This is a genomic window from Streptomyces sp. NPDC054834 (genome assembly GCF_053611185.1).
Genome location: NZ_JBSGZV010000004.1, coordinates 74,312 through 88,291, shown reverse-complemented (window position 1 = coordinate 88,291; position 13,980 = coordinate 74,312). Strand labels below are relative to the sequence as shown.

Sequence of the window (13,980 nt, the reverse complement as noted above, 5' to 3'; positions counted from 1 at the left end):
GGTGTAACTAACAGGTTTCGCAGCCTGCCGTGCCAGGCAACGACCGCTTGTTCCGCGCCTCCTTGTTCCGCGCGGCCAGCAGCTCGTCCGCGGGATAGCCGACCTCCTCCAGGGACAGCCCGTGCGGCCGTACGACATGCACCGCCGAGTCCCGCACCCCGGCCGCGAGCACCTTCCCCGGCCAGTCCGGCGTGCGGTGCCCGTCCCCCACGAACAGCAGCGCCCCGATGAGCGAGCGCACCATGTTGTGGCAGAAGGCGTCCGCACGGACGGTCGCGGTGATGATCCCGTCGGCACCCTTTTCCAGCCACAGCTCCTGGAGCGTACGGATCGTGGTCGCACCCTCGCGCTTCTTGCAGTACGCGGCGAAGTCGTGCTCGCCGAGGAGGTGCCGGGCGGCCTCGTTCATGGCGTCGACGTCCAGCGGCCAGTCGTGCCAGAGCACGTGGCCCCGCAGCAGCGGGTCGACCCCGCCGGGGTTGTCGGTGACGCGGTAGGCGTAGCGGCGCCAGATCGCGGAGAAGCGCGCGTTGAAGCCGCTGGGCGCCTCCCTGAGCGCCCACACCCGGACGTCCCTGGGCAGGCGCCCGGCGAGACGCTTGAGCAGTTTCCCGTGGTGCTCGACCCACACCTCCCTCGGCAGATCGACATGGGCGACCTGCCCGCGCGCGTGCACCCCGGCGTCCGTCCGCCCGGCCACGGTCAGCTCGTACGTCTCCCTGGACCGCGTGACCGTGCGGAGGGCGTCCTCGATCTCCCCCTGCACGGTCCGCCGGCCCCCGGCCTGCTTGGCCCAGCCGTGGAAGTCCGAGCCGTCGTAGGACAGGTCGAGGCGGACACGGACGTAACCGGGCGGTACTTCGTCACTCACGTACAGATCCTTTCAGGTACGCGAAAGCGGGCCCGCCCCGAAGGACGGACCCGCTCAACGCTTCGGCAGTGCCTCAGGCGTCCTTGTCGCCTTCACCAGCCGCTTCCGCGGCGGGCTCGGCGGCGACCTCCTCGGCCGGAGCCTCGGTGGCCTCCTGCGCCTTGGCCTCGTCGGCTTCCTTGACCGCACGCTTGGTGGCGGCCTCGGCCTCACCGGTCGCCTGCTGCGCCACCGTCAGCGCCTCGACCAGCTCGATGACAGCCATGGGCGCGTTGTCGCCACGGCGGTTACCGATCTTGGTGATGCGGGTGTAGCCACCCGGACGGTTCTCGTAGCGCGGGCCGATCTCGGTGAAGAGCGTGTGGACGATGCTCTTGTCCGTGATGACCTGGAGCACCTGACGGCGGTTGTGAAGGTCGCCCTTCTTCGCCTTGGTGACCAGACGCTCGGCGTACGGGCGCAGGCGGCGAGCCTTTGCCTCGGTGGTGGTGATACGGCCGTGCTCGAAGAGCGCCTTCGCGAGGTTCGCGAGGAGCAGCTTCTCGTGCGCGGCGCTGCCGCCCAGACGGGCACCCTTGGTGGGCTTCGGCATTGTTCTTCTCCTGTGTGTCTGCCCCGGCCGTATCAGGTACCGGGGTCAGTATCCGAGCAGGCGGTCGCCTGTCGGAGATCCGGAGGCAGCCCCCTAAGGGGCGCCTCCGGAAGGGGCGCGGGGCGGTGTCGATATGCGACTCCGTCGCGTGGGCGCGATCAAGCACAGCGCACCCACGCCCAAGTACGGACCGGAAGGCCCGAGCTCTTAGTACTGCTCGGTCTCCACGAACCCGGCGTCCGCGTCGTCGTCCGCGCCGAACGCGTCCGCCGCGGCGGTCGGGTCGAATCCGGGCGGGCTGTCCTTCAGGGCCAGGCCCATGCCGGCCAGCTTCGCCTTGACCTCGTCGATGGACTTCGCACCGAAGTTGCGGATGTCCAGCAGGTCGGCCTCGGAGCGGGCGACGAGCTCACCCACGGAGTGGATGCCCTCACGCTTGAGGCAGTTGTACGACCGAACGGTGAGCTCCAGCTCCTCGATCGGCAGCGCCAGGTCGGCAGCGAGCGCGGCGTCCGTCGGGGACGGACCCATGTCGATGCCCTCGGCGTCGATGTTCAGCTCGCGGGCGAGACCGAACAGCTCGACCAGCGTCTTACCGGCGGAGGCCATGGCGTCACGCGGACGCATCGCCTGCTTGGTCTCGACGTCGACGATCAGCTTGTCGAAGTCGGTGCGCTGCTCGACACGCGTGGCCTCGACCTTGTACGTGACCTTCAGAACCGGCGAGTAGATCGAGTCGACCGGGATACGGCCGATCTCCTGGCCCACCTGCTTGTTCTGCACGGCGGAGACGTAACCGCGGCCACGCTCGACCGTCAGCTCCATCTCCAGCTTGCCCTTGCCGTTGAGCGTGGCGAGGACGAGGTCGGGGTTGTGCACCTCGACACCGGCCGGGGGCGCGATGTCGGCGGCGGTGACCAGACCCGGACCCTGCTTGCGCAGGTACATCACGACCGGCTCGTCGTGCTCCGAGGAGACGACCAGCTGCTTGATGTTGAGGATCAGGTCGGTGACGTCCTCCTTGACGCCCGGCACGGTGGTGAACTCGTGCAGGACGCCGTCGATGCGGATGCTGGTGACAGCGGCACCGGGGATCGACGACAGGAGGGTACGGCGGAGCGAGTTGCCGAGGGTGTAGCCGAAGCCCGGCTCCAGCGGCTCGATCACGAACCGGGAGCGGAACTCGTCGACGACCTCTTCGGTCAACGAGGGACGCTGAGCGATCAGCATGTGTGGATCAGATCCTTTTTTCGTGGACGCCCGCTATTTGACGTCCGACGGAAACCGCACCCGTGAAAAGTGCGGGTGGTACTGCAAGGGTACGGGCGGTACGGCCCTTTTACGGTGTCCGTACCGCCCGGCTGTTACACGTGGGGGACAACCCCCACACCCCCGGCCGAAAACCCCGGAGGCGCAGCAAGCCCTTGAAGCGCAGACGTCAGACGCGACGGCGCTTCGGCGGACGGCAGCCGTTGTGCGGGGTCGGGGTGACGTCCTGGATGGAGCCGACCTCGAGGCCCGTGGCCTGAAGGGAGCGGATCGCGGTCTCACGACCGGAGCCCGGGCCCTTGACGAACACGTCGACCTTGCGCATGCCGTGCTCCTGGGCGCGGCGGGCAGCCGACTCGGCGGCCATCTGCGCGGCGAACGGCGTGGACTTCCGGGAGCCCTTGAAGCCGACGTGGCCGGCGGAGGCCCAGGAGATCACGTTGCCGGACGGGTCCGTGATCGAGACGATCGTGTTGTTGAACGTGCTCTTGATGTGCGCGTGGCCGTGAGCGACGTTCTTCTTTTCCTTGCGGCGCACCTTCTTGGCAGCGCCCTGACGTCCCTTGGGGGGCATCTCTTAACTCCTACGGGAGGTGGTCGGTCCTACAGCGAAGACCGTGGACAGAGGTCCGCTGCGGACTACTTCTTGCCCGGCTTCTTCTTGCCGGCGATGGCGCGACGCGGGCCCTTGCGGGTGCGGGCGTTGGTGCTGGTGCGCTGACCGCGGACGGGCAGACCGCGGCGGTGACGCAGGCCCTGGTACGTGCCGATCTCGACCTTGCGGCGGATGTCGGCCTGGATCTCGCGACGGAGGTCACCCTCGGTCTTGATGTTGTTGTCGACGTACTCGCGGATCGCGACGAGCTGCTCCTCGGAGAGGTCGCGAACGCGGGTGTTCGGGTCGACGCCGGTCGCTGCCAGCGTCTGCTGCGAAAGAGTCCGGCCGATGCCGAACACGTAGGTGAGGGCGATCTCCACGCGCTTTTCGCGCGGGATGTCAACACCGGAAACGCGTGCCATTCAATGGCTCCTGGTGATCTTCGGAGGTCTTCCGCAGGACCGGCTCCCAGCCGCCGTATCAGGTACGAACTGGGTCCCCGGCCTCCGGACCGGGGGTGTCGAGCCTTGATCGACTCGGGCCCTGCGTATGAACATATTCAGCTTGCGTCGCGCGAATCTCTGCGTCTGGTGCAGAGGGATCGGTCCTGCGTCAGCCCTGGCGCTGCTTGTGGCGCGGGTTCTCGCAGATGACCATGACCCGGCCGTGACGGCGGATCACCCTGCACTTGTCGCAGATCTTCTTGACGCTCGGCTTGACCTTCATTGGGTGAGGTTCTCCGGGTCAGTGCCATCGCTCCGGGCGGGCCCGGGGCTCGGGCAAGATCTACTTGTAGCGGTAGACGATCCGGCCACGCGTCAGGTCGTACGGAGACAACTCCACCACGACCCGGTCGTCAGGGAGGATACGGATGTAGTGCATACGCATCTTGCCGCTGATGTGTGCCAGGACCTGGTGGCCGTTCTGGAGCTCGACCTTGAACATGGCGTTCGGCAGAGACTCGACGACAGTGCCCTCGATCTCGATGGCACCTTGCTTCTTGGCCACGCTTCGCCCTTCGAATCGACTACCTTGATCGACTCTCCTGCTTCCCTTGCGGGCGCATGCGGACATGCGGGTACACGAGAGCCGACGAGTCAGTCTACGTCAGCGCACCCGGAAACACGAATCGGGAAGCCTGCCCGGCGCTCAAGATCGGTATGCACGGGAGCCGGGGGTGATCCGGGCCGTAGCCCGGGTCTTCAGGAAAGCCGGCCATTGTCAGGCCAGCGGGTCCGGGGCCGTGGCGATGCCGTGCTCGGCCAGCTTGGCCTTGCCTCCGTCGGGGGCCGTGAGGACCAGGGGGCCCTGGTCCGTGAGGGCGACGGAGTGTTCCCAGTGGGAGGACCAGGTGCCGTCAGTGGTGATGACCGTCCAGTCGTCGGAGAGGACCTCGGTCTTCGGGGTGCCCAGGGAGACCATGGGCTCGATGGCCAGGCAGAAGCCGGGGACCAGCTTCGGGCCCTTGCCGCGGCGGCGGTCGACGTAGTTCAGCAGGTGCGGGTCCATGTGCATCTCGGTGCCGATGCCATGGCCGCCGTAGTCCTCGATGATCCCGTAGCGGCCGCCGCCGGGCTTCGGCTGGCGGCGGATGTAGGTCTCGATCGCCCGGGAGACGTCGACCAGGCGGTTGCCCTGCTTCATCGCCGCGATGCCGGCCCACATGGACTCTTCCGTGACCCGGGAGAGCTCCACCAGCTCCGGGGCGTGACCGGAGCCGACGAAGGCGGTGTAGGCCGCGTCACCGTGCCAGCCGTCGACGATCGCGCCGCAGTCGATGGAGATGATGTCGCCGTCCTTGAGGACGACGTCGTCGGAGGGGATGCCGTGCACGACGACGTCGTTCACGGACGTGCAGATGGTGGCGGGGAAACCGCCGTAGCCCAGGAAGTTCGACTTCGCGCCGTGCTCGGCGAGCACCTTGCGGGCGACCTCGTCCAGGTCCTTGGTGCTGGCACCCGGCACCGCCGCCTCCCGGGTGGCCGCGTGGATCGCGGCGACGACCAGCCCCGCCGCACGCATCTTCGCGATCTGCTCGGGGCTCTTGATCTCCACTGTCAGCTCTGCCCTCTCACGGGAGTCCGGTCTTGTACACCACAACAGTACGGCCCCCGGCTGCGTGCCGACACGTGGTGCGCCGGTCACGGCCCGCCCCGGTCAGCGCCGGGTGAACAGCGGCGTCCAGCGGCTCTCGTCGCGCAGTTTCGTCGACCGGAAGCCGGAAAGCGGCGTGGTCCTGCCGTCCAGACCGACCAGGAGCAGCTGGTTGCGGAACTCACCCGAGCCGGGGTCGCAGCGCTCGGGATCGCACCGCCAGGCGATGAGGTGACTGTTGTCGGCCCACGCGAGCAACTCCTGGCCGGGAACCACCGCGGCCCGCTCGCCGGTCTTCACATCGCGCACCTCGGAGACGATCTTATCCCCTTCCCCCACGAAGGCGCCGGTCTCCAGCTTTCCGTCGGGGGACAGGACCGCCCCCGGGCCGGACTGGCGCGCCTCTTGATCCGGGGCCGGCGTCTCCTTGCCGCTCGCGTCGTAGAAGATCCTGCCCGCCTTGTTGTTGTTGCTGGGGGCCCACACCAGCTCCCCGTCACGGCTCCAGTGGAAGTCCTGACGCCCGCCGAGGGGGATCCTCTGCCCGCTCTTCTCGGCCGGCCGCTCGGCGAAGTCCGCCTTGCCGGAGGCGACATCGATCACATAGAAGCCGGTGCGACTCTGCTTCGGCCCCGGCACGGTCTTGTCGTTCAACCGGTAGGACGCGTCCTTGAACAGACCGTCCGGGTTGAGGCGGTACGCCGTCGCCAGCAGGCGTTTGCCGTCCGGTGAGAACTGCACACTGCCGACGCTCCTGTCGACCTTGATCCAGCGCTGCACCTTGCCCGTGGCCAGGTTCACCAGCCCTATCCGGTCGGCGGGCAGATCGCGCTCGAGCACCGCCGCGGTCCGCATCCCGGGGGCGACGGCCAGCCAGGCCCAGTCGGTCTTCTCGTATCGCCCGGTGGCCGTGTTGAGCAACCACCACTCGTAGGTGCCGATCGCGTTCCCGTTCGGCTGCTTCACGAGCTTCGCCGTGTAGTACGCCGAGACGGCGGCCTTCCCCGCCGCGATCAGCTCTCGAGGCGGCGACTGATCCGGGTGCGCCGCCACGCCCTTGACGTCGGTCACTTTCGCCGGCCCCCCATGCGTATCACCGCGGCGCAGGGCGAGCGGCACCGCGATCCCCGCGGCGACGACCACCGCGACGAGGCCTGCCACCACGAGGCGTCGAGTCTTGCGAGGGCGCGGCCGCGATCGTGGCCGTTCGGCGGAGTCCGCGGCCGGTCGCGCCTCCGGGGAGGACGTTTTGAACGCCGCGCGGGCATGCGGGTCGGGAGCCATGCTCGTACCTTCACGAGAGAGACGACTGGGACAGATCTGGTCGGCAGGTGTACGGACAACAGCGAAGGGGCTGCTCCCGCAACACCGGAGCAGCCCCTCTGGAGCGGATCTCTACCCACGAGCAGGTGCAGCATCAGCACGTGGGTCGAGAGCTAACGCGTCCGCGGTTTACTCGTTGAACCACTGCGGCGACCAGACGGCAGCGCCGCCACCGTTCCACCAGACCTGCATCTTGTAGACGGAGAGCTGGCCGATGTTCTCGCCCTTCTTGTCGCAGCCGGAGTCGCCGCCGTCGTCAAGGGTCCACAGCTGCGACTCGATGCCGGCGGAGTTCCGGACCCACAGGGCACCGGTCACCCCGTAACCGTCGGCCTTGGTGTCACAGACCGAGAACACGTCGCCGTCGTCGTGGAAGTGCATGTAACCACGGCCCGACGGAAGGTTGATCTGCTTGTCGCTGTCGGCCTGCGCCGAAGCGCCCAGCCCGACCACCAGGGCGGCGGACGCGCCGACCACCATGGCTGCACGCGCGAGCTTCGAGTTGATCATTACTTCTATTCCCCCAACAAGGTTGTGCGTCACCGGTGTTGCCGGTGAGGTCACATGAACACTATGTGGCCCATGCGTCGCATGTCCACATCAATTTCTTACCTCGTCGAGCATTGACAAAGGCTGCTCCGGCCCGTGGCCGGAGCAGCCTTGTACACAACACCACGGCCGCGGCGCCCCGGAGGGCGCCGCGGCCGGACGGTCCGCGATCTACTTGTTCTCGGCCGTTTCGCGCTTGAGCGCCTCCAGCGCGCGCTGCGTGATCTCGTCCACCGGGCCCAGCGAGGAGATCGTACGGACCAGCCCCTGAGCCTTGTAGTAGTCGATGATCGGCTCGGTCTGCGTGTGGTAGACCTCCAGCCGCTTGCGGACCGTCTCCTCGGAGTCGTCGTCACGCTGGTAGAGCTCACCGCCGCAGACGTCGCAGACGCCCTCCTGCTTGGGCGGGGTGTACGTCACGTGGAAGACGTGGGAGGAGTCCTTGCGGCAGATCCGTCGGCCGGCGATCCGCTTCACGACCTCTTCCTCGGGTACCTCGAGGTCGAGTACCGCATCGAGCTTGATGCCCTCGTTCTCGAGCAGCTCGTCCAGCGCCTCGGCCTGGGAGACGTTGCGCGGGAAGCCGTCCAGCAGGAAACCGCCCTCGGCGTCCGGCTGCTCCATGCGGTCCTTGGCCATGGCGATGGTGACTTCGTCGGGGACGAGGTTGCCGGCGTCCATGTAGGACTTCGCGAGCTTCCCGAGCTCCGTCTGCTGGCTGATGTTCGCGCGGAACAGGTCACCCGTGGAGATGTGCGGGATGCGCAGCTTCTCGGCAAGGCGTACTGCCTGCGTTCCCTTACCGGCGCCCGGCGGCCCGACGAGCACGATTCGCATCAGCGGAGGAACCCTTCGTAATTGCGCTGCTGGAGCTGGCTCTCGATCTGCTTCACCGTCTCAAGCCCCACACCCACGATGATCAGGATGCTGGTCCCGCCGAACGGGAAGTTCTGGCTTGCGTCGAAGCCGACCAACGCCATTGTCGGTACGAGAGCGATCAGACCCAGATACAGCGAACCCGGCCAGGTGATCCGGTTGAGCACGTAGCTGAGGTACTCAGCGGTCGGTCGGCCAGCCCGGATGCCCGGGATAAAGCCACCATACTTCTTCATGTTGTCGGCGACTTCCTCGGGGTTGAAGGAGATCGCCACGTAGAAGAACGCGAAGAACACGATGAGCAAGAAGTACAGAGTGATGTAAATCGGGTGATTGCCCTTGGTCAGGTTCTGCTCGACCCACGTCGCCCAGCCCGATTTACTGCCGGAGAACTGGGCCACCAGCGCCGGGATGTAGAGCAGCGACGACGCGAAGATGACGGGAATCACACCCGCCTGGTTCACCTTCAAGGGGATGTAGGTGGACGTACCGCCATACGAGCGACGGCCGATCATGCGCTTCGCGTACTGCACGGGGATGCGGCGCTGGGCCTGCTCGACGAAGACCACCAGGCCGACCATGACCAGGCCCACCAGGATCACGGTGCCGAACTCGATCCAGCCGCCGGCCAGGGTGCCCTGCTTCTTGATGGCCCACAGTGAGGACGGGAAGGTCGCGGCGATCGAGATGAACATCAGGATCGACATGCCGTTGCCGATGCCCCGGTCGGTGATGAGCTCACCGAGCCACATGACCACGGCCGTACCGGCGGTCATGCAGACGACCATGGTGATGGTGGTGAAGATCGCCTGGTTCGGAACGATCTGGCTGGCGGCCGAGCAGCTGCCGAACAGGGCGCCACTGCGGGCGGTGGCCACCAGGCCGGTGCCCTGCAGGATGGCGAGCGCCACGGTCAGGTAGCGGGTGTACTGCGTGATCTTCGTGGTACCCGCCTGGCCCTCCTTCTTCAGGGCCTCCAGGCGCGGAATGACCACGGTCAGCAGCTGAAGGATGATGCTCGCCGTGATGTACGGCATGATCCCGAGCGCGAAGATGGTGATCTGGAGCAGCGCGCCGCCGCTGAACATGTTGACCAGACCGAAGATGCCCTGATTGCCGGACGCCTCGGTCACGCACGTCTGGACGGCCTGGTAGTTGACACCGGGGATCGGAACGTGGGTACCGACTCGGTACGCCACGATGATGCCCAGCGTGAAGAGCAGCTTCTTGCGCAGGTCGGGCGTCCTGAACGCCCGGGCGAACGCGGTGAGCACGGTGCCTCCTGCGACCCCCGCGCAACTGCGTCAAGGGTGATGGTCTGAGTTTTCGACAAATACGTAACGGTCAACTGCCGCTCAGAGTGCCCGATGTGAGCACCCAGTGAAAGTGGGCAGTGCAGGCCACCTTACCGGCGAGACCGCCCCCTCTGGAACGACCAACCGGGGATACCCCAAAATGTGGGGTATCCCCGGTCGGGATCGCTCACGTCATCGAGGCGCCTGAGGGGTTCAGACGAGCTCGGTGACCGTACCGCCGGCGGCGGTGATCTTCTCCTTGGCGGAACCGGAGACGGCGTCGACCGTCACCTGGAGCGCCACGGAGATCTCGCCCTGGCCGAGGACCTTGACGAGGCTGTTCTTGCGAACGGCACCCTTGGCCACCAGACCCTCGACCGTGACCTCGCCACCCTCGGGGTAAAGCGCGGCCAGCTTGTCGAGGTTCACGACCTGGAACTCGGTCTTGAACGGGTTCTTGAAGCCCTTCAGCTTCGGGAGACGCATGTGGAGGGGCATCTGCCCGCCCTCGAAGCGCTCCGGAACCTGGTAGCGGGCCTTGGTGCCCTTGGTACCACGACCGGCCGTCTTACCCTTCGACGCCTCACCACGACCCACACGGGTCTTGGCGGTCTTGGCGCCCGGGGCGGGACGGAGGTTGTGGATCTTGAGCGGGTTCTGCTCCGCCATGATCAGTCGACCTCCTCGACCGTCACGAGGTGGCGGACGGTGTGCACCATGCCGCGGAACTCGGGGCGGTCCTCCTTGACGACCTGCGTGTTGATGCCCTTGAGACCAAGGGAACGCAGGGTGTCACGGTGGTTCTGCTTGCTGCCGATGTAGGACTTGACCTGCGTGATCTTGAGCTGCGCCATGATTACGCACCCGCCCCGGCACGCGCACGCAGCAGAGCCGCGGGAGCGACGTCCTCGAGCGGCAGACCACGGCGGGCCGCGACCTCCTCGGGACGCTGCAGGCCCTTGAGGGCCGCCACGGTCGCGTGCACGATGTTGATCGCGTTGTCGGAGCCGAGCGACTTCGACAGGATGTCGTGGATACCGGCGCACTCGAGCACGGCACGCACCGGACCACCGGCGATAACACCGGTACCGGGGGACGCGGGCTTGAGCAGCACGACGCCGGCAGCCTTCTCACCCTGGATGGGGTGGGGGATGGTGCCCTGGATCCGGGGGACCTTGAAGAAGTGCTTCTTGGCCTCCTCAACACCCTTGGCGATGGCGGCCGGCACCTCCTTGGCCTTGCCGTAACCGACACCCACGGTGCCGTCACCGTCGCCCACCACGACCAGCGCGGTGAAGCTGAAGCGACGACCACCCTTCACAACCTTGGCGACGCGGTTGATCGCGACGACGCGCTCAACGTACGCGGTCTTCTCGGCGGCAGCAGCGCCGCCGTCACGGCCCTTCCGGTCCCGCCGCTCGCCGCCACCGGCACCGCCACCGCGGCGCTGGGGTCCAGCCATTGGAATTACCTCTCTCTGTTTCCGCTAGCTACGGAACCGGCTCAGAACTTGAGCCCGGCCTCGCGGGCGGCGTCCGCCAGGGCGGCGATGCGCCCGGCGTACTGGTTACCACCACGGTCGAACACGACAGCCTCGACACCGGCGGCCTTGGCACGCTCGGCGACCAGGGCGCCGACCTGCTTGGCCTGCGAGGACTTGTCGCCCTCGCCACCGCGGACGGACGCGTCCAGGGTGGACGCGGACGCCAGGGTGTGGCCCTTGAGGTCGTCGATCACCTGCGCCACGATGTGGCGGTTGGAGCGGGTCACGACCAGACGGGGACGCTCCGCCGTACCGGCGATCCGCTTGCGGATCCGGATGTGACGGCGCTTGATCGCGGCGCGCTTGTAGGCGTCGCCCTTGAGGATCTTCTGCCCGTATGCCATGGCTTACTTACCCGCCTTTCCGACCTTGCGGCGGATGACTTCGCCCTCGTACTTGACGCCCTTGGCCTTGTACGGGTCAGGCTTGCGCAGCTTGCGGATGTTGGCCGCAACCTCGCCGACCTTCTGCTTGTCGATGCCCTCGACCTGGAAGCGGGTCGGGGTCTCCACCTTGAAGGTGATGCCCTCGGGCGCCTCGACGGTGATCGGGTGGCTGTAGCCGAGCGCGAACTCAAGGTTCGAGCCCTTGGCGGTCACGCGGTAACCGACACCGCTGATCTCGAGCTTCTTCACGTAACCCTGGGTCACGCCGGTGATCATGTTCGCCACCAGCGTGCGGGACAGGCCGTGCAGGGCCTTGTTCTGACGCTCGTCGTTCGGGCGGGTGACGTTCAGGACGCCGTCCTCACCCTTGACGATGTCGATCGGCGCGACGACGGTGTGGGTCAGCGAGCCCTTGGGGCCCTTGACCGAGACCGTACGGCCGTCGATGGTGACGTCCACGCCGGCGGGAACCGTGATGGGGAGCTTGCCAATACGCGACATAGCTGTTTCCTCCGTTCCCTTCCGCTACCAGACGTAGGCGAGGACTTCCCCACCCACGCCCTTCTTGCCGGCCTGCTTGTCGGTGAGGAGCCCGTGCGACGTGGAGATGATCGCCACGCCGAGGCCGCCCAGCACCTTCGGCAGGTTGGTGGACTTCGCGTACACCCGGAGACCGGGCTTGGAGATCCGCTTGATGCCCGCGATGGAGCGCTCACGGTTCGGGCCGAACTTCAGCTCGAGGACGAGGTTCTTACCGACCTCGGCGTCCTCGATCTTCCAGCCCGTGATGAAGCCCTCCTGCTGGAGGATCTCCGCGATGTGCGACTTGATCTTCGATGCCGGCATCGTCACGGAGTCGTGGTATGCCGAGTTCGCGTTACGCAGACGCGTAAGCATGTCTGCGATCGGATCAGTCATGGTCATGAATTGGCCTTCGGCCTCTCTCGCCGGGGTTTCCTGGTGCGCCATCCCTCTCCCCGATCCGAGACGGGACGGGTGCGGCGCGGTGGACCTACGGCGTAGTAAGTCGTACGGGCGGCAGACGCCCAACCCCACAAGCCTAAGGCATGCGGAGAAGGGCCCCTGCCGACCCAGATGCTTACCGAGAGCTTCCGGAATCCCTAAAAGGGGGATTACCAGGAGCTCTTGGTCACGCCCGGCAGCTCGCCACGGTGAGCCATCTCACGAAGGCACACGCGGCACAGGCCGAACTTGCGGTACACGGAGTGCGGACGGCCGCAGCGCTGGCAGCGGGTGTAGCCACGCACACCGAACTTGGGCTTGCGAGCAGCCTTGGCAATCAGAGCCTTCTTCGCCATCTCGCTCACGCCTCCTTGAACGGGAAGCCGAGGTGACGAAGGAGCGCACGGCCCTCAGCGTCGTTGGTCGCCGTGGTGACCACGGTGATGTCCATGCCCCGGGTACGGTCGATCTTGTCCTGGTCGATCTCGTGGAACATGACCTGCTCCGTGAGACCGAAGGTGTAGTTGCCACGGCCGTCGAACTGCTTGGGGGACAGGCCGCGGAAGTCGCGGATGCGCGGCAGCGCGAGCGACAGGGTGCGGTCCAGGAACTCCCACATGCGGTCGCCACGGAGCGTGACGTGGGCACCGATCGGCTGGCCCTCACGCAGCTTGAACTGCGCGATGGACTTGCGGGCCTTGGTGACGGCCGGCTTCTGACCGGTGATCGTGGTGAGGTCGCGGATCGCGCCCTCGATCAGCTTGGAGTCGCGGGCGGCGTCGCCCACACCCATGTTGACCACGATCTTGACGAGGCCGGGAATCTGCATGACGTTCTCGTACTTGAACTCGTCACGCAGCTTGCCCGCGATCTCCTCGCGGTACTTCTGCTTCAGACGCGGAGCAGTGGTGGTAGCCATCAGATGTCCTCACCCGTCCGCTTGGCAACGCGGATCTTGTTGCCTTCGTCGTCGAAGCGGTAACCGACACGCGTGACAACCTTGTTGCCGTCCTTCTCAACGACCAGCTGGACGTTGGAGACGTGGACGGGCGCCTCGGTCGTGACGATGCCGCCGGCCTGCGAACCGCGAGCGGTCGGACCGGCCTTGGTGTGCTTCTTGACCCGGTTGACACCCTCGACCAGGACCCGGTCCTCGCGGGGGTAGGCCGCGATGACCTTGCCCTGCTTGCCCTTGTCCTTACCGGTGATGACCTGGACCAGGTCGCCCTTCTTGATCTTCATGCTTACAGCACCTCCGGAGCCAGCGAGATGATCTTCATGAACTTCTTCTCGCGCAGCTCACGGCCGACCGGGCCGAAGATACGGGTGCCACGAGGGTCGCCGTCGTTCTTCAGAATGACGGCGGCGTTCTCGTCGAAGCGGATGTACGAGCCGTCCGGACGGCGGCGCTCCTTGACGGTGCGAACGATGACCGCCTTGATGACGTCACCCTTCTTCACGTTGCCGCCGGGGATCGCGTCCTTGACGGTGGCGACGATGACGTCACCGATGCCCGCGTAGCGGCGACCGGAGCCACCGAGCACACGGATGCAAAGGATCTCCTTCGCACCAGTGTTGTCGGCGACGCGCAGTCGCGACTCCTGCTGGATCACGTCTATCT

At 66.6% G+C, this 13,980-nt stretch carries 22 protein-coding genes; all 22 read right to left on the bottom strand.

Annotated elements, in window-relative coordinates; translation table 11 throughout:
- Positions 1-7: 7 nt before the first annotated feature.
- Positions 8-871: a tRNA pseudouridine(38-40) synthase TruA gene (gene truA / locus ACWGJM_RS07655; RefSeq protein ID WP_453410735.1), complete on the bottom strand. Its 864-nt coding sequence runs from the start codon at positions 869-871 to the stop codon at positions 8-10.
- A 73-nt stretch (positions 872-944) separates the two neighbouring features.
- Positions 945-1,463 (bottom strand): 50S ribosomal protein L17, encoded by a 519-nt coding sequence (gene rplQ, locus ACWGJM_RS07650; protein ID WP_453410734.1) that lies wholly within the window; start codon positions 1,461-1,463, stop codon positions 945-947.
- Between the two features lie 207 nt (positions 1,464-1,670).
- Entirely contained in the window at positions 1,671-2,693 is a 1,023-nt protein-coding gene (locus ACWGJM_RS07645; RefSeq protein ID WP_003966937.1) for a DNA-directed RNA polymerase subunit alpha, read from the bottom strand.
- A 208-nt stretch (positions 2,694-2,901) separates the two neighbouring features.
- Positions 2,902-3,306: a 30S ribosomal protein S11 gene (gene rpsK, locus ACWGJM_RS07640; protein ID WP_003956432.1), complete on the bottom strand. Its 405-nt coding sequence runs from the start codon at positions 3,304-3,306 to the stop codon at positions 2,902-2,904.
- 65 nt (positions 3,307-3,371) lie between these two features.
- Entirely contained in the window at positions 3,372-3,752 is a 381-nt protein-coding gene (gene rpsM, locus ACWGJM_RS07635) for a 30S ribosomal protein S13 (protein ID WP_004984507.1), read from the bottom strand.
- 190 nt (positions 3,753-3,942) lie between these two features.
- Positions 3,943-4,056: a 50S ribosomal protein L36 gene (rpmJ, locus tag ACWGJM_RS07630; RefSeq protein WP_003998809.1), complete on the bottom strand. Its 114-nt coding sequence runs from the start codon at positions 4,054-4,056 to the stop codon at positions 3,943-3,945.
- A 60-nt stretch (positions 4,057-4,116) separates the two neighbouring features.
- The gene (gene infA / locus ACWGJM_RS07625; protein WP_003948620.1) at positions 4,117-4,338 is read right to left on the bottom strand and encodes a translation initiation factor IF-1; all 222 of its coding nucleotides are present in this window, start codon (positions 4,336-4,338) and stop codon (positions 4,117-4,119) included.
- 213 nt (positions 4,339-4,551) lie between these two features.
- Complete coding sequence (gene map / locus ACWGJM_RS07620; RefSeq protein ID WP_453410733.1) at positions 4,552-5,385, bottom strand: type I methionyl aminopeptidase; 834 nt, start codon at positions 5,383-5,385, stop codon at positions 4,552-4,554.
- Between the two features lie 102 nt (positions 5,386-5,487).
- On the bottom strand, positions 5,488-6,588 hold the full coding sequence (locus tag ACWGJM_RS07615) for a hypothetical protein (protein ID WP_453410732.1): 1,101 nt from the start codon (positions 6,586-6,588) through the stop codon (positions 5,488-5,490).
- A 288-nt stretch (positions 6,589-6,876) separates the two neighbouring features.
- The gene (locus ACWGJM_RS07610) at positions 6,877-7,257 is read right to left on the bottom strand and encodes a hypothetical protein (RefSeq protein ID WP_453410731.1); all 381 of its coding nucleotides are present in this window, start codon (positions 7,255-7,257) and stop codon (positions 6,877-6,879) included.
- Positions 7,258-7,467: 210 nt separating this feature from the next.
- A complete protein-coding gene (locus tag ACWGJM_RS07605; protein WP_453410730.1) occupies positions 7,468-8,133 on the bottom strand; it encodes an adenylate kinase in 666 nt (221 codons plus the stop codon).
- Positions 8,133-9,446 carry a preprotein translocase subunit SecY gene (gene secY, locus ACWGJM_RS07600; RefSeq protein WP_453410729.1) on the bottom strand — a complete coding sequence of 438 codons (1,314 nt, stop codon included), beginning with the start codon at positions 9,444-9,446 and terminating at the stop codon, positions 8,133-8,135. The genes ACWGJM_RS07605 and secY overlap by 1 nt, the downstream gene beginning before the upstream one ends.
- A gap of 234 nt (positions 9,447-9,680) precedes the next feature.
- Positions 9,681-10,136, bottom strand: a complete 456-nt coding sequence (gene rplO / locus ACWGJM_RS07595; RefSeq protein ID WP_023547373.1) for a 50S ribosomal protein L15 — start codon at positions 10,134-10,136, stop codon at positions 9,681-9,683.
- Positions 10,137-10,138: 2 nt separating this feature from the next.
- The gene (rpmD, locus tag ACWGJM_RS07590; protein WP_003974250.1) at positions 10,139-10,321 is read right to left on the bottom strand and encodes a 50S ribosomal protein L30; all 183 of its coding nucleotides are present in this window, start codon (positions 10,319-10,321) and stop codon (positions 10,139-10,141) included.
- A gap of 2 nt (positions 10,322-10,323) precedes the next feature.
- On the bottom strand, positions 10,324-10,929 hold the full coding sequence (gene rpsE / locus ACWGJM_RS07585) for a 30S ribosomal protein S5 (protein ID WP_007494753.1): 606 nt from the start codon (positions 10,927-10,929) through the stop codon (positions 10,324-10,326).
- 41 nt (positions 10,930-10,970) lie between these two features.
- On the bottom strand, positions 10,971-11,354 hold the full coding sequence (gene rplR, locus ACWGJM_RS07580) for a 50S ribosomal protein L18 (protein ID WP_067299854.1): 384 nt from the start codon (positions 11,352-11,354) through the stop codon (positions 10,971-10,973).
- Between the two features lie 3 nt (positions 11,355-11,357).
- Positions 11,358-11,897: a 50S ribosomal protein L6 gene (rplF, locus tag ACWGJM_RS07575; protein ID WP_317444886.1), complete on the bottom strand. Its 540-nt coding sequence runs from the start codon at positions 11,895-11,897 to the stop codon at positions 11,358-11,360.
- Positions 11,898-11,921: 24 nt separating this feature from the next.
- A complete protein-coding gene (rpsH, locus tag ACWGJM_RS07570) occupies positions 11,922-12,320 on the bottom strand; it encodes a 30S ribosomal protein S8 (protein ID WP_007494756.1) in 399 nt (132 codons plus the stop codon).
- Between the two features lie 209 nt (positions 12,321-12,529).
- Positions 12,530-12,715: a type Z 30S ribosomal protein S14 gene (locus ACWGJM_RS07565; protein WP_003948630.1), complete on the bottom strand. Its 186-nt coding sequence runs from the start codon at positions 12,713-12,715 to the stop codon at positions 12,530-12,532.
- Positions 12,716-12,720: 5 nt separating this feature from the next.
- Positions 12,721-13,278, bottom strand: a complete 558-nt coding sequence (gene rplE, locus ACWGJM_RS07560) for a 50S ribosomal protein L5 (RefSeq protein WP_453410728.1) — start codon at positions 13,276-13,278, stop codon at positions 12,721-12,723.
- Positions 13,278-13,601 (bottom strand): 50S ribosomal protein L24, encoded by a 324-nt coding sequence (gene rplX / locus ACWGJM_RS07555; protein WP_030967306.1) that lies wholly within the window; start codon positions 13,599-13,601, stop codon positions 13,278-13,280. Before rplX ends, rplE begins: the two co-directional genes overlap by 1 nt.
- Before the next feature lie 2 nt (positions 13,602-13,603).
- Positions 13,604-13,972: a 50S ribosomal protein L14 gene (gene rplN, locus ACWGJM_RS07550; RefSeq protein WP_003992364.1), complete on the bottom strand. Its 369-nt coding sequence runs from the start codon at positions 13,970-13,972 to the stop codon at positions 13,604-13,606.
- Positions 13,973-13,980: the final 8 nt, after the last annotated feature.